Raw genomic sequence first — 16,132 nt, 5'->3', positions numbered from 1 at the left:
TAAGAAAAATCACTGCTAGGCTGTAATTCACAGCTAAAAAGGAGAGCGCCATGACTGATCATCACACTTACAAGAAAGTCGAACTGGTGGGTTCGTCGCCGAACAGCATCGAAGATGCGATCAACAACGCGCTAGCGGAGGCGCACAAGAGCATCAAGCACCTGGAATGGTTCGAAGTGACCGAAACCCGGGGCCATATCAAGGACGGCAAAGCGGCGCATTTTCAGGTCACGCTCAAGGTGGGCTTCCGAATTGCCAATAGTTGAAGGCTTGAGCTAGGCTCTGGAACTTGTGCGCTGGCCGAGTGCCATAGGAAATGGCAAAGCGCTACAAGTGTCTTGAGCCTCTGTCAGGCAGGCGTCAATGCCGCCTCTTTTGATCCGACCAGGGAATGTGACCGATGAAAAAACTAGTATTAGCTGCTGCTTTGTTGAGTCTTGCGGGAACAGCCCTTGCCGCTGGCAAGCCGTGCGAAGAACTCAAGAGCGAGATTGCCGCCAAGATCGACGCCAATGGCGCCAAGCACTACTCGCTGGAAGTGGTGGACAAGGGCGCGGCGGCGGATGGCAAGGTAGTCGGCTCCTGCGAAGCCGGTACCAAGGAGATTGTCTACAAGCGTGGTTGAGCCTTGTGGATGGTCAAAAAAAGCCGACGTAGAACGTCGGCTTTTTCATGCCTGTCATTTCAACCTTTCATCACCTGTGACAGCAGTTCGTAGGAGTGCAGCCGGTCCGCGTGTTCGTACAGATCGCAGGTGAAGATCAGCTCATCGGCTCCGGTCTGCTCGATCAGCACCTCCAGCTTGGCGCGGATTTTCGCCGGGCTGCCGATCATTGCCAGGCCGAGGAAGCTGGCGACCGCTTCCTTCTCATGGGGCAGCCACAGGCCGTCCATGCTTTGCACCGGTTTGCGCTGGACCAGGCTCTGGCCACGCATCAGCGCCAGGATGCGCTGATACACCGAAGTCGCCAGGTAATCGGCCTGTTCGTCGGTGTCGGCTGCCACCAGCGGCACGCCAAGCATCACATAGGGCTTGTCGAGCACCGCCGAAGGCTTGAAGTGGTTGCGGTAGACGCGAATCGCCTCGTGCATGTAGCGCGGTGCGAAATGCGAGGCGAAAGCGTAAGGCAGGCCCCGCTCCCCGGCCAGTTGCGCACTGAACAGGCTGGAGCCCAGCAGCCATACCGGCACGTTGGTACCGGTGCCCGGCATGGCGATCACCCGTTGTTCAGGGGTACGCGGGCCCAGGTACGCCATCAGTTCGGCCACGTCCTCAGGGAAATCGTCGGCGCTGCCGGAGCGTTCCCGGCGCAGCGCGCGGGCGGTCATCTGGTCGGAACCCGGGGCGCGGCCCAGTCCCAGGTCGATGCGCCCCGGGTACAGGCTTTCCAGGGTGCCGAACTGTTCGGCGATCACCAGGGGCGCATGGTTGGGCAGCATGACCCCGCCGGAACCGACGCGAATGGTCGAAGTACCGCCCGCCAGGTAGCCGATCAGCACCGAGGTGGCGGAACTGGCGATACCGTCCATGTTGTGGTGCTCGGCGACCCAGAAGCGCGTGTAACCGAGCTTCTCCACATGCTGCGCCAGGTTCAGGGAGTTGCGCAGGGACTGCCCCGGGCTGCCGTTTTCACGCACGGGCACCAGGTCGAGGGTCGAGTATTTAACAGCGGACAGCGGTTTCATAAGCCTGCTTCTCCTTGGGGTGCGCAGGCTTTTGTCATGAGCCAAAACCTGCCGAAGTCTGTAAGTCAGATCTATGCAATGTGGGCATATACCCGAGTTTCAATAGCCTGAGTGAATTTGTCGGGTAAACGGGCATCGGCGACAACGGCTGAACTTTGCCATCGGATCTATCCTCAGAACCCTTAGGCAACAAAAAACATCAGGGTGCGAACTTTCGCACCGGTTCTTGAGGAGAAAGCGATGAGCATCAAAAAGAAAGCCTCGGCGCACTGGGAAGGTGACCTGAAAACCGGCATTGGCTCAATCTCGACCGAAACCGGCGTGTTGCGTGAGGCGCCCTACGGCTTCAAGGCGCGTTTCGAAGGCGGCAAGGGCACCAACCCGGAGGAACTGATCGGCGCGGCCCACGCGGGCTGTTTCTCCATGGCCTTTTCCATGATTCTCGGTGAGGCCGGGCTCAAGGCGGACAGCATCGACACCCAGGCAGAAGTGACCCTGGACCAGGTCGATGGCGGCTTTGCCATTACCGCGGTGCACCTGATCCTCAAGGCGAAGATCCCCGGTGCCAGCCAGCAGCAGTTCGATGAGCTGAGCAAGAAGGCCAAGGAAGGGTGCCCGGTGTCCAAGGTGCTCAACGCCAAGATCAGCCTGGATGCGACGCTGCTGAGTTGAGGCAACTGCTTGGCCGGCAAGCCGGCTCCTGCACCGGTCCGTAGGAGCGGGCTTGCCAGCGAATGCGCCTGTGCGGCGGACAAGCACCTGTGGTCGAATACGCGCCTGCGGCTTCAGCGCACCCCCGTGTGCACCGCAGCAAGGGAGCTTTAGATCATGAAACGTTTTGCCTTGGCGGTTGTTAGTTGTGCGCTGGCCACATCGGCCCTGGCCGCGCCCAAGCCCTGCGAGGAACTCAAGGCCGAGATCGAAGCCAAGATCCAGGCCCAGGGCGTACCTTCCTACACCCTGGAAATCGTCACCAACGACGAGGTCCATGACAACAACATGGTGGTCGGCAGCTGTGAAAACGGCACCAAGAAGATCATCTATCAGAAGAACGATCGCTGACCCGACTCAGGGCACGCAGTTGATCATGCGCTCCTCGGCGACTATTTCGCGCTGGGCGTTGTACAGCCGGGCGCTGGGGGTGAACCCCAGGTTGCGCGCCTCCAGGCGATAGCGCTGGCCGGCCTGGAAATGGTCGTAGCGCAGGCTCAGGTAGCACAGGCGCTCCTGGGGATCGTTGTTCATGCCCATGCCGCCGGCGAACACTTCGAAATCGAAGCGCACCATCAATTCGTGGCTGCCGGGGCTGACCTGGAAGAAGCGCCCGTCGTCCAGGCGCTGGTTGTCCAGGCGTTCGGCCATGACCAGCTTGCCCCCGGGCGTCGGGGTGGCCAGGTCGATCCAGGCCTGTTGCGGATCGACGCCGGGCAGGGGCGTGGTGCAGGCGCTGAGGGTGCCAAGGGCGAGAAACAGGAGAAGTGGACGCATGACGGGGGCCGAGTGAGCGAGAGGCCCTCAGCATAGCGCCGTTCAACTGCGCTGGCAGCCTGCTGGTCGGGCTTTGTCGAGCAGGGTGTGCTGCTCGTCGTAGAGCCTGGCCCAGGGGTGCAAACCGATGTTCCCGGCTTGTACCTGGTAGCGCTGGCCGGCACCGAAATCCTTGAACTTCACATGCAGCCGGCAATCGCGCCACAGCGGCTCGGCGTCTGGCCCGATGTTGCTGGGTTGCACGGCGAACTGGTAGCGCAGGGTCAGTTCATGGCTGCCGGGCTGGACCTGGAAATAGCGCGGATCATCGATGTTCTTGGCGTCCACCTCCAATGCTTGCAGGTGGGTGTCGCGGGGTGGAGCCAGGTCGACCCAGGCCTGGGCGGGGTCGGGGTCGGGCAGGCCGGCGCAACCGCCGAGGGTCAGCAGGCCGGTGGTCAACAGCAACACACGCATGGCGAAACTCCAGGCTGGCGAGATAGTCTTGCGGACAGACTCTCTGTGGATGATTCGTTTTGACTAGGCCGTGTTCAAGCCATGGGTTACTTGATTCTCTTTTACGGCTTTTGTTTCCGGCACTGATGCTTTTGCTGCTCAACGGTTGCAGCAGCGTCGGTTATTACAGCCAGCTGGCCAGTGGACAATTGCAGCTGCTGCGAGCCCGTGTGCCGGTGGCACAAGTCGTCGCCGACCCGAGCCGCGATGCGAGCCTGCGCGCCCATCTGGCCCAATCGCAACAAGCCCGCCGCTTTGCCAGCGAGCACCTGCACCTGCCGGACAACCGCAGCTATCGGCTATACGTCGACATCGGGCGGCCCTATGTGGTGTGGAACGTGTTCGCCACCCCGGAGTTTTCCCTGAACCCGCAAACCCACTGCTTTCCCATTGCCGGTTGCGTGGCTTACCGCGGCTATTACAGCCAGGGCGCGGCCCGGGGTGAGGCGGCGTTGCAGCAGTTGAAAGGCATGGACGTGGCGATCGGCGGGGTCGAGGCCTATTCCACCCTGGGCTGGTTCGACGACCCGATCATCAGTTCGATGATGCACTGGGGCGACGAGCGCCTGGCGACCCTGATCTTCCACGAGCTGGCGCACCAGCGCTTCTATGTGAAGGACGACACCGAGTTCAACGAGTCCTACGCCACCTTCGTCGAGCAGGAAGGCACCCGCCAGTGGCGGGCCTATCGCGGGCTGGCGCCATTGAGCGACGGCGAGTTGCGCCAGCGTGACCAGTTCACCCAGTTGGTGCTCGATACCCGCAAGCGCCTGGAGCAGCTGTATGCCCTGCCCTTGCCCGCCGAGCAGATGCGCCAGCGCAAGGCCGCGGAGTTCGAGCGCATGCGCAGCGAGTATCGGCAGTTGCGCGACAGCCAGTGGGCCGGTTCCAAACGCTATGACGCCTGGATCAACAGCCCGCTGAACAACGCCCGGCTGCTGCCCTTCGGCCTGTATGACCAATGGGTGCCGGCGTTTGCCGCCTTGTTCAGGCAGGTGAAGGGCGACTGGCCGGCATTCTTCGCCGCCGTGGAGACGCTGGGACGTTTGCCGGCCGAGGAGCGCAAGGCGGCCCTGATCCGGTTGCAGGACGCCACCGCCCTGACGCCGGCTCCTGCTGCGGGCCTGTAGCAGCCGGCTGGCCGGCGAAGCCTGTGCTCTAACGCCGCAAAAACGCCTGGTGCAGCTCGCCCAGGGTCTGGAAGTGATAGGCCGGGGCTTCGGCAATCAATTCCTCATGGCTGCCAAAACCATAACCCACCGCCGCCGCGTCCAGCCCGTTGCGCCTGGCGCCGATCAGGTCGTGCTTGCGGTCGCCGATCATCAATGTGCTGGCAGGGTCGAGTTGCTCCTGCTCCAGCAGGTGGGCGATCAGCTCCACCTTGTCGGTGCGGGTGCCATCCAGTTCGCTGCCGTAGATCACCTTGAAGTGCTTGGCGAAGTCGAAGTGACGGGCGATCTCCCGGGCGAAGACCCAGGGCTTGGAGGTCGCGATGTACAGTTGCCGCCCCTGCCCGCCGAGGGTTTCCAGCAACGGCGTGACACCATCGAATACGCGGTTTTCATACAAGCCGGTGACCTTGAAGCGCTCGCGATAGAAATTCACCGCTTCCCAGGCCCGGGCCTCGTCGAAGCCGTAGAACTGCATGAAGGCCTGCAACAGCGGCGGGCCGATGAAGTGTTCCAGTTTGCTCAGGTCTGGCTCGTCGATGCCCAGTTTGCCCAGTGCGAACTGGATCGAGCGGGTGATGCCCTCGCGAGGGTCGGTGAGGGTGCCATCAAGGTCGAACAGTACGGTTTGGTAATGCATGGGGATTCCTGGGCTGTGCAAGGGGAGATCAGGGTCGGTCGTAGCCTTCGGCCAGGTGCAGGTCCTTGAGCTTCACGTAGTTGGCGGCGCTGTAAGTGAAGAAGGCGCGCTCCTTGTCGGTCAGCGGGCGCACCTGCTTCACCGGGCTGCCCACATAGAGAAAGCCGCTTTCCAGGCGTTTGCCCGGTGGCACCAGGCTGCCGGCGCCGACGATCACATCGTCCTCCACCACCGCGCCGTCCATGACAATGCTGCCCATGCCGATCAGCACCCGGCTGCCGATGCTGCAACCGTGGAGCATGACCTTGTGGGCGATGGTCACGTCGTCGCCGATCAGCAGCGGGAAGCCGTCGGGGTTGAACGGGCCGGCGTGGGTAATGTGCAGCACGCTGGCGTCCTGCACGCTGGTGCGTGCGCCGATGCGGATGCGGTGCATGTCGCCGCGGATCACGGTCAGCGGCCAGACCGAGCTGTCGGCGCCGATTTCCACGTCGCCGATGACCACCGCCGAGTGGTCGACAAAGGCCCGTTCGCCCAGGTTCGGGGTGTGGTTCTGGTAGCTGCGAATGGCCAAGTGCGAATGCCTCTTTGAGATTTATTAATGGGGGCTATAGCTGCGGTGGGCGTCGATTGTAATTAAGATGGCTCAATGTTTCTTCCAGCCAAGGTGCCCACCGTGAGTGTGAACAACCCTCTTCTGCAGCCCTACGACCTGCCGCCGTTCTCGGCGATCCGCGCCGAGCATGTGCAACCGGCCATCGAACAGATCCTGGCTGACAACCGCGCCGCCATCGCTGACATCCTCAAGACCCAAGCCACCCAGCCCACCTGGGCCGGCCTGGTGCTGGCCATGGACGAGCTCAATGACCGCCTGAGTGCGGCCTGGAGCCCGGTCAGCCACCTCAACGCAGTGTGCAACAGCGCTGAACTGCGTGAAGCCTACGAGGCCTGCCTGCCGGCCCTGAGCGCCTATTCCACGGAAATGGGCCAGAACCGCGAGCTGTTCCAGGCTTTCGATGCCCTGGCCAAGAGCCCGGAGGCCGCGGGTTTCGACGTGGCGCAGAAGACTATCCTCGAACACTCCCTGCGGGACTTCCGCCTGTCGGGCATCGACCTGCCGCCCGAGCAGCAAAAGCGTTATGCCGAGGTGCAGAGCAAGCTTTCCGAGCTGGGCAGCCGGTTCTCCAACCAACTGCTGGACGCCACCCAGGCCTGGACCAAGCACATCACCGACGAGGCCGCCCTGGCCGGCCTGACCGACTCGGCCAAGGCGCAAATGGCCGCCGCCGCCCAGGCCAAAGACCTGGAAGGCTGGCTGATCACCCTGGAATTCCCCAGCTACTACGCAGTGATGACCTACGCCCAGGACCGTGCCCTGCGCGAAGAAGTCTATGCCGCCTACAGCACCCGCGCGTCGGACCAGGGCCCTAACGCCGGTCAGAACGACAACGGTCCGGTCATGGAAGAAATCCTCGACCTGCGTCAGGAGCTGGCCAAGCTCCTGGGTTTCGCCAGCTTCTCCGAGCTGAGCCTGGCCACCAAGATGGCCGAATCCAGCGACCAGGTGCTCAGCTTCCTGCGGGACTTGGCCAAGCGCAGCAAGCCGTTTGCCGCCCGGGACCTGGAACAGCTCAAGGCCTACGCCGCCGAACAGGGTTGCCCCGACCTGCAAAGCTGGGACAGCGGTTTCTACGGCGAGAAGCTGCGTGAACAGCGCTACAGCGTTTCCCAGGAAGCCCTGCGCGCCTATTTCCCCATCGACAAGGTGCTGAGCGGGCTGTTCGCCATTGTCCAGCGCCTGTACGGCATCGAGATCGCCGAGCAGAAAGGTTTCGACACCTGGCACCCGGACGTGCGCCTGTTCGAGATCAAGGAAAACGGCCAGCACGTCGGCCGCTTCTTCTTCGACCTCTATGCCCGCGCCAACAAGCGCGGCGGTGCCTGGATGGACGGTGCCCGCGATCGCCGTCGCACGCTGGACGGGGTATTGCAAAGCCCGGTAGCCAACCTGGTGTGCAACTTCACCCCGGCGGTCAGCGGCAAGCCGGCCTTGCTGACCCACGATGAGGTCACCACCCTGTTCCACGAATTCGGCCACGGCCTGCACCACCTGCTGACCCGGGTCGAGCACGCCGGAGTGTCCGGGATCAACGGCGTGGCCTGGGACGCCGTCGAGCTGCCGAGCCAGTTCATGGAGAACTGGTGCTGGGAGCCGGAAGGCCTGGCGCTGATCTCCGGTCACTACGAGACCGGCGAGCCGCTGCCCCAGGACCTGCTGCAGAAGATGCTGGCGGCGAAGAACTTCCAGTCCGGGCTGATGATGGTGCGCCAGCTGGAGTTTTCCCTGTTCGACTTCGAGCTGCACGCCACCCATGGCGACGGTCGCAGCGTGCTGCAAGTGCTGGAAACCGTGCGCGATGAGGTCTCGGTGATGCGCCCGCCGGCCTACAACCGCTTCCCCAACAGCTTCGCGCACATCTTCGCCGGCGGTTATGCCGCGGGCTACTACAGCTACAAGTGGGCGGAAGTGCTGTCGGCCGACGCCTTCTCCAGGTTCGAGGAAGAGGGTGTGCTCAACGCGGCCACCGGGCGAGCGTTCCGCGAGGCGATCCTGGCCCGTGGCGGCTCCCAGGAGCCCATGGTGCTGTTCGTCGATTTCCGCGGACGAGCGCCGTCGATTGACGCACTCTTGCGCCACAGCGGCCTCAGCGAGGACGCGGCAGCATGAGTGACGCACCCGTGAAGACCAAGAAACGCTTTATCGCCGGGGCGGTATGCCCGGCGTGCAGTGAGCAGGACAAGCTGATGATGTGGAGTGAGGACGATGTGCCTCATCGTGAATGCGTGGCCTGTGGCTACTCCGACACCCTCAACGAACAGGGGCTGTCGGTGCCCAAGGAACTCGGGACCCGGGTCAACAGCGCGACGCCCAAGGTGGCGGACACCAAGGTGCAATCGGTGCAGTTTTTCCCCAACCCAAAGTTGAAGAAAAAGACCGACTGACCCCGCAGTAAAAAACCGGCTCCCCTCCAGGAGCCGGCTTGCCGGCGAATCGCTTCGCCGCCCTTGCTTCGCCCCCTGGGTTTTCGCAAGCAAGCTCGCTCCTACACAGGGTGTGGCGCTCAGTTGCTCAGCGGCTTGGTCGCGCTCACTGTCTCGAACCAGCTCTTCACCGAACAGGTGGCAAAGACGCTGGTGCTGCAATCACCATTGGCCAGGGCGGTGCGCAGTTTGTCGACATCGGCCTGCATCATGTAGCGAATGCCGTCCTTGAAGTGGGAGCTGTCGCCAAATCCGCCCTGAGTCATTTCATTCAGTGCTTCTTCTTTGCTCCAACCCTGGACCACTACCCGATACATGGCCGACATCAGGCCGGTGCGGTCCGAGCCGTGCTTGCAGTGCATCAGCACCGGGCCCTGGGCTTCGGCGCTCTGGATCGCGCGCAGGGCCTTGAGTACGTCGGCGTCATCCACATGGTTGGTGCGATAAGGCAGCTGCACCTGGTTGATGCCCGGGGCCGACAGCCAGCTGGCATCGGACTCCGGCAGGAAGTTGATCACCGTGGCCACCTTGAGCTGCTGCAGCAGCGGCACCGCGCCTTTGTCCGGCAGGGCGCTGCGATACAGGGTCGGGGACATCTGGTACAGGTTGTACTGCTTTTCCACTGGCTGCGCCCATTGGTCCGGGCGGCTGGAGGGGGCCTCGGCGGCTTGTACCTGGGGCCCGGCAAGCAGTGCCAGCAACGACAGGCAAAGGGCCGGGATGAAACGAATGCTCGACATGCGCGGGATCACCGATCAGGGGATTCAATGTCGCGCAGTATCGGTTTGCCCGGGTCAAAGCCCCGTGAGCCCTCTGTCAAAGAATCGTGAAGCTGATCCGCTTTTTCCGGCGATTTCTGATCTTTTTTCCGCCTGAAACGATTTATCTGGATGCTTAGCCTGCTACCATTTGTAACTAAAGTTTGCTGATGTGTTCATAAAACCGGGGCTTTTCGGCCTTTTGCGTTGCCAAAACACAAAGTCGCGCCATGACGCGGCTGACCAATCCATCAATGCCTGATGAGGTGCACCCATGTCTGATCAAGATCGAGACAACCCGCGGCGTGAGTTCTTGCGTAAATCCCTGACCTTGATCCCTGTGGTCACCGTTGCCAGCACCGGCCTGGGCGGCTCCCTGCTGGCGGCTGCACCTGAAACGGCCGCCGCCGCACCGGCCACGCCGAGCAAGCAGCGCGCCGGCAGCAGCCAGGGCTATGAACCGAGCTATTTCACCGCCGAGGAGTGGGCCTTCATCAAGGCCGCGGTAGAACGCCTGATCCCGGCCGACGAAATGGGTCCGGGCGCCCTGGAAGCCGGCGTGCCGGAATACATCGACCGGCAGATGAATACCCCCTACGCCGCTGGCGCCCTGTGGTACATGCAAGGCCCGTTCAAGGCCGACGCCGCACCGGAGATGGGCTGGCAGAGCAAACTGGTGCCCAAGGACATCTATCGCCTGGGCATTGCCGCCACGGATGCGTGGTGCAAAGAGCTCAAGGGGCAAACATTTGCTGCGCAAGACAGCGCTACCCGAGACGACTTGCTCAAGCAGCTGGAGGCCGGAACCCCGCAGTTCGACACGGTCCCGGCCAAGCTTTTCTTCAATCTGCTGTTGCAGAACACCAAGGAAGGCTTCTTCAGCGACCCGATCCACGGGGGCAATAAGGGCCTGGTGGGCTGGACCCTGATCGGTTTTCCCGGCGCCCGCGCCGATTTCATGGATTGGGTGGAACGCAACGAGCAATACCCCTTCCCGGCAGTTTCGATTCGCGGCGAGAGGGCCTGAGCATGGCAACGGTAATGAAGAAGGTCGACGCAGTGATCGTCGGTTTCGGCTGGACCGGCGCGATCATGGCCAAGGAGCTGACCGAGGCCGGGCTCAATGTGCTGGCGCTGGAGCGCGGGCCGATGCAGGACACCTACCCGGACGGCAACTATCCCCAGGTGATCGACGAACTCACCTACAGCGTGCGCAAGAAACTCTTTCAGGACATCTCCAAGGAGACGGTGACCATCCGCCACAGCGTCAACGACGTGGCCCTGCCCAACCGTCAACTGGGGGCCTTTCTGCCGGGCAATGGCGTGGGCGGTGCCGGCCTGCACTGGTCCGGGGTGCATTTTCGCGTCGACCCCATCGAGCTGCGCATGCGCAGCCACTACGAAGAGCGCTACGGCAAGAACTTCATTCCCAAGGACATGACCATCCAGGACTTCGGCGTCAGCTATGAAGAGCTGGAACCGTTCTTCGACTACGCGGAAAAGGTCTTCGGCACCTCGGGCCAGGCCTGGACCGTGAAGGGCCAACTGGTGGGCGACGGCAAGGGCGGCAACCCTTATGCGCCGGATCGCTCAGACCACTTCCCGCTGGAATCGCAGAAGAACACCTATTCCGCACAGCTGTTTCAGAAAGCGGCCAATGAGGTGGGCTACAAACCCTACAACCTGCCGTCGGCCAATACGTCTGGGCCTTACACCAACCCCTATGGTGCACAGATGGGGCCGTGCAACTTCTGCGGTTTCTGCAGCGGCTACGTCTGCTACATGTACTCCAAGGCTTCGCCCAACGTGAACATCCTGCCGGCCCTCAAGCCGCTGCCGAACTTCGAGCTGCGGCCCAACTCCCACGTGCTCAGGGTCAACCTCGACAGCAGCAAGACCCGCGCCACCGGCGTCACCTACGTCGATGGCCAGGGCCGCGAGATCGAGCAGCCGGCGGACCTGGTGATCCTCGGCGCCTTCCAGTTCCACAACGTGCGCCTGATGCTGCTGTCGGGCATCGGCAAGCCCTACGACCCGATCACCGGCGAAGGCGTGGTGGGCAAGAACTTCGCCTACCAGAACATGGCCACCATCAAGGCCTACTTCGACAAGGACGTGCACACCAACAACTTCATCGGCGCCGGCGGCAACGGCGTGGCGGTGGACGACTTCAACGCCGATAACTTCGACCACGGCCCCCACGGCTTTGTAGGCGGCTCGCCGATGTGGGTCAACCAGGCCGGCAGCCGGCCCATCGCCGGCACCTCGAACCCACCGGGTACCCCGGCCTGGGGCAGTGCCTGGAAGAAAGCCACCGCCGACTACTACACCCACCAGGTGTCGATGGACGCCCACGGCGCGCATCAGTCCTACCGGGGCAACTACCTGGATCTGGACCCGGTGTACCGCGATGCCTACGGCTTGCCCCTGCTGCGGATGACCTTCGACTGGCAGGAAAACGACATCAAGATGAACCGCTTCATGGTGGAGAAAATGGGCAAGATCGCCGAGGCGATGAACCCCAAGGCCATCGCCCTGCTGGGCAAGAAGGTCGGTGAGCACTTCAACACTGCGTCCTACCAGACCACCCACTTGAACGGCGGCGCGATCATGGGCACCGACCCCAAGACCAGCGCGCTGAACCGCTACCTGCAAAGCTGGGACGTGCACAACGTCTTCGTGCCCGGGGCTTCGGCCTTCCCTCAAGGCCTGGGCTACAACCCTACCGGCCTGGTGGCGGCGTTGACCTACTGGTCGGCCCGGGCGATCCGCGAGCAGTACCTGAAAAACCCCGGCCCGCTGGTTCAGGCATAAGGAGCGATGACCATGAAAGCACTCGTTATCGCCACCCTGGCGCTGCTGGGCAGCGCAGCCGTCAATGCTGCCGAAGCGGATCAGCAGGCCCTGGTGAAGCAGGGCGAATACCTGGCCCGCGCCGGTGACTGCGTAGCCTGCCATACCGCCAAGGACGGCAAGCCGTTCGCCGGCGGGCTGCCGATGGAAACCCCTATCGGCGTGATCTATTCCACCAACATCACCCCGGACAAGACCGGCATCGGCGACTACAGCTTCGAGGACTTCGACAAAGCCGTGCGCCATGGCGTGGCCAAGGGCGGCAGTACCCTGTACCCGGCCATGCCGTTTCCCTCCTACGCCCGAGTCAGCGACGCCGACATGCAGGCGCTGTATGCCTACTTCATGAAGGGCGTGGCACCGGTGGCCCGGGACAACCAGGACAGTGACATTCCCTGGCCCCTGAGCATGCGTTGGCCGCTGTCCATCTGGCGCTGGATGTTCGCCCCGAGCGTGGAGAGCCCGGTACCTGCGGCTGGCAGCGATCCGGTGATCAGCCGCGGTGCCTACCTGGTGGAAGGCCTGGGCCACTGCGGCGCCTGCCACACGCCACGGGCCCTGACCATGCAGGAGAAGGCCTTGAGCGCCAGCGATGGCAGCGACTTCCTCTCTGGCAGCGCGCCGCTGGAGGGCTGGATCGCCAAGAGCCTGCGCGGCGATCACAAGGATGGCCTGGGCAGCTGGAGCGAAGAGCAACTGGTGCAGTTCCTCAAGACCGGTCGCAGTGATCGCAGCGCGGTGTTCGGCGGCATGAGCGATGTGGTGGTCCACAGCATGCAGTACATGACCGACGCCGACCTGACGGCGATTGCCCGCTATCTCAAGTCCCTGCCGGCCAATGACCCCAAGGACCCGCCGCACCAGTACGACAAGCAAGTGGCCCAGGCCCTGTGGAACGGTGACGACAGCAAGCCGGGCGCGGCGGTGTACATCGACAACTGCGCGGCCTGCCACCGCACCGACGGCCACGGCTACACCCGGGTGTTCCCGGCGCTGGCAGGCAACCCCGTGCTGCAATCGGCGGATGCCACCTCGCTGATCCATATCGTGCTCAAGGGCGGCACCTTGCCGGCGACCCAGAGCGCGCCGTCGACCTTCACCATGCCGGCCTTCGCCTGGCGTCTGTCGGACCAGGAGGTGGCCGATGTGGTCAACTTCATCCGCAGCAGCTGGGGCAACCAGGCATCGGCGGTGAAGCCCGGGGATGTGGCGGCGCTGCGCAATGGCGACTTGCAGAGCACCTCCAACGACGACCTGGGGCAGGTCACCAGCCACTAACCCCAAGGCCGGCGCTCGCTGCGGGCGCCGGCCCAGGATGGCCGTTCAGCCCTGAGTGAAGCGCTGGATGCCCAGGCGGCTTTCCAGCTGATAGCCGGCGATGCAGTCCGCCAGCCCGGCGTTCATCAGGTCTTCCCAGCTTGCGGGCAGCAGGCCCATGCCGTCGTGGCAGGGGCTCCAGCGCACCTCGGCGAACTTCGGGTCCGCTTCATCGAAGGGTTGCTGGCCGCTCAGGGTGGCCTTTTCGATGTCCTGGGTGCACAGCTCGAACTCGCAGGCCACTCCCCACAACTGCCCGTCGGGAGCCCTGACGATGATCAGGTCGGCACCCTGTTCGTAGCTGGGGAGGTAGGCCTCTGCGGCGTAGAAGATCTTTTCCAGCGTGCCGGGTGTCCTGGGCATGCTTGTGCTCCTGTTCTTTGAGCCTGCCTTATACCCTAACGCCACACGCCCGCAGTAGCCGGCTTGTCAGCCAAGGATGCGGTGCACCTTGTGTCGCACCGGGCAGCGCTCGCTGGCAGGGTGGGTTTCGGTCCGACGGTGCTGGTCAGGTAAATCCGGCTCCATTACTGTATGTGCATACAGTTATGGAGTGCTTCCATGTTCAACCCCCTGCCTCCCCGTGGTCGCGGTACCGCCAGCAATCCGCACAACCGTTTTGCGCCCAACCGCTCGGTGGCCGAGGATGATGGCTGGTACCAGGAAGTGCCGTTGACCCAGGGCACCGAGGTGCGCTTTGAAACGGCCAAGTCGATCATCACCCGCAACAGTTCGCCGGACCTGCCCTTCGATCGTTCCATCAACCCCTATCGCGGTTGCGAGCACGGTTGCATCTATTGCTACGCGCGGCCCAGCCACGCCTATTGGGACCTGTCCCCGGGGCTGGATTTCGAAACCAAGCTGATCGCCAAGAGCAACACCGCGGCCTTGCTGGAGCAGCAACTGTCCAAGCCCGGCTATCGCTGCGCACCGATCAACCTGGGGTCCAATACCGACCCCTACCAGCCCATCGAGCGCGAACAGCAGTTGACCCGGCGCACCCTGGAGGTGCTGCTGCGCTATCGGCACCCGGTGACCATCGTCACCAAGGGCTCGCTGATCCTCCGGGACCTGGACCTGCTGAGCGAGCTGGCGCGCCAGCGCCTGGTGGCGGTAATGATCAGCCTGACCACTTTGGACGATGAGTTGAAGCGCATTCTCGAACCCCGGGCGGCGGCGCCCAAGGCGCGCCTGCGGGCCATCCGGGTCATGCGCGGGGCCGGTATCCCGGTGGGCGTGCTGTGTTCGCCGATGATCCCGATGATCAACGACAGCGAACTGGAAAGCCTGCTCAGCGAGGCCCATGCCGCGGGGGCGCAAAGCGCGGCCTACATGATGCTGCGCCTGCCCCTGGAAGTGGCGCCGCTGTTCGAGGAGTGGCTGGCGGCGCATTACCCGCAAAGGGCGGCCCATGTGCTCAGCCTGATCCGCCAGAGCCGTGGCGGTGAGCTCTACGACAGCCGTTTTGGTGCCCGCATGCGCGGTGAGGGGCCCTTCGCCGACCTGCTGGCCCAGCGCTTTGCCAAGGCACTCAAGCGCTTGGGGCTCAACCGTCGCGAGGGTTTCGATCTCGACTGTTCAGCCTTCTGTCCGCCGGGCGGGCAGATGTCGTTGCTGTGAGCGGCATTGGCCTATCGTTGAGTAGTGGGCGCAGTTTTGCCCAGGTACTTTGGTCGCCCTTTGCCATCGTCCATAGTGGCGTTCTAGAGCCTTCCGTTCAGTTTGAGTTAAGTATTTAGGGCTACCTTGTTCATCGAGTGACCTACGGGTCGCCGCCAGCGGGTCGGTGGTTTCTTAAACGATGGCTGGCGTCGTGCCGGATATTTCTGGAAAATTCACCAAATCCGACAGAGAGGATCAATCATGAGTGACAAGGATAAACAGCCGTTGGCTGTGTCGGCTCCGGCACCCGCAGAAGTCGCCGAGACCGCCGATGCAGCGCTGCAGCACATCGTTGACGGCTTTTTACATTTTCATCATGAAGTCTTCCCGCAGCAGGAAGAACTGTTCAAGAAACTCGCCACCGCTCAGCGGCCGCGGGCCATGTTCATTGCCTGCGCCGACTCGCGCATCGTTCCCGAACTGATCACCCAAAGCTCCCCGGGCGATCTGTTCGTTACCCGCAACGTGGGCAACGTGGTGCCGCCCTACGGGCAGATGAACGGTGGTGTTTCCACGGCGATCGAGTACGCGGTGCTGGCCCTGGGGGTGCATCACATCATTGTCTGCGGGCACTCGGATTGCGGCGCCATGCGCGCGGTACTCAACCCGCAGAGCCTGGAGAAAATGCCCACGGTCAAGGCCTGGCTGCGCCACGCCGAAGTGGCGCGGACCATGGTCCACGAAAACTGCGATTGCGCCGATGAATCCTCCAGCATGCATGTGCTGACCGAAGAGAACGTCATTGCTCAATTGCAGCACCTGCGTACCCATCCTTCCGTGGCCTCGCGCATGGCCAACGGCCAGTTGTTCATCCATGGCTGGGTCTATGACATCGAGACCAGCTCGATCAAGGCCTACGACGCCGACAAGGGGTGTTTCCTGCCTCTGGATGGCAGCCACCCGATCCCGGTAGCGACGCCCAAAGCGCGCTTCTGAATCCGCCTAAATCCCCTTGAGTGGTTGTAGCCAGGGCTGCCGTTTGGCAGCTCGGCTTTGCCACGCCTGAAGAAAAGTCGGGAGAA

19 protein-coding genes are annotated in these 16,132 nt (G+C 63.0%); 12 read left to right on the top strand and 7 right to left on the bottom strand.

Annotated elements, in window-relative coordinates; genetic code table 11:
* Positions 1 to 50: 50 nt before the first annotated feature.
* Both KCG88_RS16675 and KCG88_RS16670 read left to right on the top strand, forming a co-directional pair.
* A complete protein-coding gene (locus KCG88_RS16675) occupies positions 51 to 266 on the top strand; it encodes a dodecin (protein ID WP_011058429.1) in 216 nt (71 codons plus the stop codon).
* A gap of 134 nt (positions 267 to 400) precedes the next feature.
* Entirely contained in the window at positions 401 to 625 is a 225-nt protein-coding gene (locus KCG88_RS16670) for a DUF1161 domain-containing protein (RefSeq protein WP_041114958.1), read from the top strand.
* Positions 626 to 684: 59 nt separating this feature from the next.
* On the opposite strand, the gene KCG88_RS16665 is transcribed toward KCG88_RS16670, so the two are convergent.
* Positions 685 to 1,686, bottom strand: a complete 1,002-nt coding sequence (locus KCG88_RS16665; RefSeq protein WP_210712744.1) for an LLM class flavin-dependent oxidoreductase — start codon at positions 1,684 to 1,686, stop codon at positions 685 to 687.
* Positions 1,687 to 1,926: 240 nt separating this feature from the next.
* Between KCG88_RS16665 and KCG88_RS16660 the strand changes: the two genes are divergently transcribed.
* On the top strand, positions 1,927 to 2,358 hold the full coding sequence (locus tag KCG88_RS16660; protein ID WP_011058432.1) for an OsmC family protein: 432 nt from the start codon (positions 1,927 to 1,929) through the stop codon (positions 2,356 to 2,358).
* Positions 2,359 to 2,514: 156 nt separating this feature from the next.
* Positions 2,515 to 2,748, top strand: coding sequence for a DUF1161 domain-containing protein (locus KCG88_RS16655; protein WP_047290190.1), 234 nt, complete (start codon positions 2,515 to 2,517; stop codon positions 2,746 to 2,748).
* A gap of 6 nt (positions 2,749 to 2,754) precedes the next feature.
* Here the strand turns inward: KCG88_RS16655 and KCG88_RS16650 are convergent, their stop codons facing one another.
* Positions 2,755 to 3,174, bottom strand: a complete 420-nt coding sequence (locus tag KCG88_RS16650) for a hypothetical protein (RefSeq protein WP_047290191.1) — start codon at positions 3,172 to 3,174, stop codon at positions 2,755 to 2,757.
* Positions 3,175 to 3,216: 42 nt separating this feature from the next.
* The gene (locus tag KCG88_RS16645) at positions 3,217 to 3,630 is read right to left on the bottom strand and encodes a hypothetical protein (RefSeq protein WP_047290192.1); all 414 of its coding nucleotides are present in this window, start codon (positions 3,628 to 3,630) and stop codon (positions 3,217 to 3,219) included.
* A gap of 59 nt (positions 3,631 to 3,689) precedes the next feature.
* Here KCG88_RS16645 and KCG88_RS16640 point away from each other — a divergent pair, with 59 nt between their 5' ends.
* Entirely contained in the window at positions 3,690 to 4,799 is a 1,110-nt protein-coding gene (locus KCG88_RS16640; protein ID WP_047290193.1) for an aminopeptidase, read from the top strand.
* Between the two features lie 28 nt (positions 4,800 to 4,827).
* Here KCG88_RS16640 and KCG88_RS16635 read toward each other — a convergent pair whose 3' ends face one another.
* Both KCG88_RS16635 and KCG88_RS16630 read right to left on the bottom strand, forming a co-directional pair.
* Positions 4,828 to 5,478, bottom strand: coding sequence for an HAD family hydrolase (locus KCG88_RS16635; RefSeq protein WP_047338213.1), 651 nt, complete (start codon positions 5,476 to 5,478; stop codon positions 4,828 to 4,830).
* A gap of 28 nt (positions 5,479 to 5,506) precedes the next feature.
* Complete coding sequence (locus KCG88_RS16630) at positions 5,507 to 6,052, bottom strand: gamma carbonic anhydrase family protein (RefSeq protein WP_047290195.1); 546 nt, start codon at positions 6,050 to 6,052, stop codon at positions 5,507 to 5,509.
* 102 nt (positions 6,053 to 6,154) lie between these two features.
* Between KCG88_RS16630 and prlC the strand changes: the two genes are divergently transcribed.
* Both prlC and KCG88_RS16620 read left to right on the top strand, forming a co-directional pair.
* Entirely contained in the window at positions 6,155 to 8,206 is a 2,052-nt protein-coding gene (gene prlC / locus KCG88_RS16625) for an oligopeptidase A (RefSeq protein ID WP_047290253.1), read from the top strand.
* Complete coding sequence (locus tag KCG88_RS16620) at positions 8,203 to 8,481, top strand: YheV family putative zinc ribbon protein (RefSeq protein WP_047290196.1); 279 nt, start codon at positions 8,203 to 8,205, stop codon at positions 8,479 to 8,481. Before prlC ends, KCG88_RS16620 begins: the two co-directional genes overlap by 4 nt.
* 119 nt (positions 8,482 to 8,600) lie before the next feature.
* On the opposite strand, the gene KCG88_RS16615 is transcribed toward KCG88_RS16620, so the two are convergent.
* A complete protein-coding gene (locus KCG88_RS16615) occupies positions 8,601 to 9,260 on the bottom strand; it encodes a tyrosine-protein phosphatase (protein ID WP_047290197.1) in 660 nt (219 codons plus the stop codon).
* Positions 9,261 to 9,552: 292 nt separating this feature from the next.
* Between KCG88_RS16615 and KCG88_RS16610 the strand changes: the two genes are divergently transcribed.
* The 3 genes from KCG88_RS16610 to KCG88_RS16600 are packed head-to-tail and all read left to right on the top strand — an operon-like array spanning position 9,553 to position 13,409.
* Positions 9,553 to 10,305, top strand: a complete 753-nt coding sequence (locus KCG88_RS16610; protein ID WP_047290198.1) for a gluconate 2-dehydrogenase subunit 3 family protein — start codon at positions 9,553 to 9,555, stop codon at positions 10,303 to 10,305.
* A 2-nt stretch (positions 10,306 to 10,307) separates the two neighbouring features.
* Positions 10,308 to 12,092, top strand: coding sequence for a GMC family oxidoreductase (locus KCG88_RS16605; RefSeq protein ID WP_015633637.1), 1,785 nt, complete (start codon positions 10,308 to 10,310; stop codon positions 12,090 to 12,092).
* 12 nt (positions 12,093 to 12,104) lie between these two features.
* On the top strand, positions 12,105 to 13,409 hold the full coding sequence (locus KCG88_RS16600) for a cytochrome c (RefSeq protein ID WP_210712743.1): 1,305 nt from the start codon (positions 12,105 to 12,107) through the stop codon (positions 13,407 to 13,409).
* A gap of 45 nt (positions 13,410 to 13,454) precedes the next feature.
* Here KCG88_RS16600 and KCG88_RS16595 read toward each other — a convergent pair whose 3' ends face one another.
* Complete coding sequence (locus KCG88_RS16595) at positions 13,455 to 13,811, bottom strand: hypothetical protein (RefSeq protein ID WP_047290201.1); 357 nt, start codon at positions 13,809 to 13,811, stop codon at positions 13,455 to 13,457.
* A gap of 198 nt (positions 13,812 to 14,009) precedes the next feature.
* Here KCG88_RS16595 and KCG88_RS16590 point away from each other — a divergent pair, with 198 nt between their 5' ends.
* Positions 14,010 to 15,068, top strand: coding sequence for a PA0069 family radical SAM protein (locus KCG88_RS16590; protein WP_011058445.1), 1,059 nt, complete (start codon positions 14,010 to 14,012; stop codon positions 15,066 to 15,068).
* A 243-nt stretch (positions 15,069 to 15,311) separates the two neighbouring features.
* A complete protein-coding gene (locus KCG88_RS16585; protein ID WP_047338219.1) occupies positions 15,312 to 16,046 on the top strand; it encodes a carbonic anhydrase in 735 nt (244 codons plus the stop codon).
* Positions 16,047 to 16,132: the final 86 nt, after the last annotated feature.

This window comes from Pseudomonas sp. MWU349 (assembly GCF_017947325.1).
In the GTDB taxonomy this organism is placed as follows: Bacteria; Pseudomonadota; Gammaproteobacteria; order Pseudomonadales; family Pseudomonadaceae; genus Aquipseudomonas; species Aquipseudomonas protegens.
Note: the sequence above shows the minus strand (reverse complement) of the source record. Positions and strands in the feature narration are given on the sequence as shown.

Coding starts and splice junctions, on each gene's coding strand:
- KCG88_RS16670 (WP_041114958.1), top strand. CDS start 401: ATGAAAAAACTAGTATTAGCTGCTGCTTTGTTGAGTCTTGCGGGAACA.
- KCG88_RS16600 (WP_210712743.1), top strand. CDS start 12,105: ATGAAAGCACTCGTTATCGCCACCCTGGCGCTGCTGGGCAGCGCAGCC.
- KCG88_RS16610 (WP_047290198.1), top strand. CDS start 9,553: ATGTCTGATCAAGATCGAGACAACCCGCGGCGTGAGTTCTTGCGTAAA.
- KCG88_RS16660 (WP_011058432.1), top strand. CDS start 1,927: ATGAGCATCAAAAAGAAAGCCTCGGCGCACTGGGAAGGTGACCTGAAA.
- KCG88_RS16590 (WP_011058445.1), top strand. CDS start 14,010: ATGTTCAACCCCCTGCCTCCCCGTGGTCGCGGTACCGCCAGCAATCCG.
- KCG88_RS16655 (WP_047290190.1), top strand. CDS start 2,515: ATGAAACGTTTTGCCTTGGCGGTTGTTAGTTGTGCGCTGGCCACATCG.
- KCG88_RS16665 (WP_210712744.1), bottom strand. CDS start 1,686: ATGAAACCGCTGTCCGCTGTTAAATACTCGACCCTCGACCTGGTGCCC.
- KCG88_RS16595 (WP_047290201.1), bottom strand. CDS start 13,811: ATGCCCAGGACACCCGGCACGCTGGAAAAGATCTTCTACGCCGCAGAG.
- KCG88_RS16615 (WP_047290197.1), bottom strand. CDS start 9,260: ATGTCGAGCATTCGTTTCATCCCGGCCCTTTGCCTGTCGTTGCTGGCA.
- KCG88_RS16645 (WP_047290192.1), bottom strand. CDS start 3,630: ATGCGTGTGTTGCTGTTGACCACCGGCCTGCTGACCCTCGGCGGTTGC.
- KCG88_RS16585 (WP_047338219.1), top strand. CDS start 15,312: ATGAGTGACAAGGATAAACAGCCGTTGGCTGTGTCGGCTCCGGCACCC.
- KCG88_RS16620 (WP_047290196.1), top strand. CDS start 8,203: ATGAGTGACGCACCCGTGAAGACCAAGAAACGCTTTATCGCCGGGGCG.
- KCG88_RS16635 (WP_047338213.1), bottom strand. CDS start 5,478: ATGCATTACCAAACCGTACTGTTCGACCTTGATGGCACCCTCACCGAC.
- KCG88_RS16650 (WP_047290191.1), bottom strand. CDS start 3,174: ATGCGTCCACTTCTCCTGTTTCTCGCCCTTGGCACCCTCAGCGCCTGC.
- KCG88_RS16605 (WP_015633637.1), top strand. CDS start 10,308: ATGGCAACGGTAATGAAGAAGGTCGACGCAGTGATCGTCGGTTTCGGC.
- KCG88_RS16675 (WP_011058429.1), top strand. CDS start 51: ATGACTGATCATCACACTTACAAGAAAGTCGAACTGGTGGGTTCGTCG.